This window comes from Streptomyces sp. B15 (assembly GCF_018070605.1).
Taxonomy (GTDB): domain Bacteria; phylum Actinomycetota; class Actinomycetes; order Streptomycetales; family Streptomycetaceae; genus Streptomyces; species Streptomyces smyrnaeus.
The window spans coordinates 1-617 of record NZ_JAGPXJ010000209.1 but is presented as its reverse complement, the minus strand read 5'-3'; the positions used below and the strand labels follow the sequence as shown (position 1 = coordinate 617).

The 617-nt window shown below is 76.2% G+C and carries 1 pseudogene; it reads left to right on the top strand.

The window, feature by feature from the left end:
* Positions 1-130 precede the first annotated feature (130 nt).
* Positions 131-617, top strand: a pseudogene (locus KBY19_RS35880) (ATP-grasp domain-containing protein); the annotation flags it as partial.

Sequence of the window (617 nt, the reverse complement as noted above, 5' to 3'; positions counted from 1 at the left end):
TCCTGGTCGCCCCCGGGCCGTCGTCCACGTCCGGGCCCTGGTCCGGTCGGCTGCCGGTCCGGACAGCTGATGATCCGTCAGTGGAATTGTCGCCCCACCCACCTGCCCCACGCCTGAAGGACATGCCCCCATGCTGTCGTTCGCCACGGACGTTCCCGCGCTGCTGCTGCGTCTCGATCCGAACCCGTACCACCACGGCACCCTGGGCGCCGCCCGGTCGCTGGGGCGTGCGGGGATCGAGGTGCACGCCCTGCTCGGCTCGCGCGGCCCGGTGGGCAGATCCCGCTTCCTGCACCGGGTACACACCCCGCCGCGTACCGCGACCGGCCGCCCCGGCGGCCCGGACCGCTCGACGGCGCACGGCGCGCTGTCCGACGCGGCGCTGGAGCGCCTGCTCCTCGACGTCTCGGCCAGGATCGGCAGACCGGCCGTGCTCGTTCCGCTGGACGACCACGGCGCGATCGCCACGGCCCGCCTCGCGCCCCGGCTCGCCGGACGCTACCTGCTGCCCGCCGTGGACGCCGGACTGCCCGCACGGCTGGCGGACAAGGCGGAGCTGGGTGCCGTCGGCGACGGCGCCGGCGTCGCGCACCCCACCACCGTGCTGCCCGGCAGCG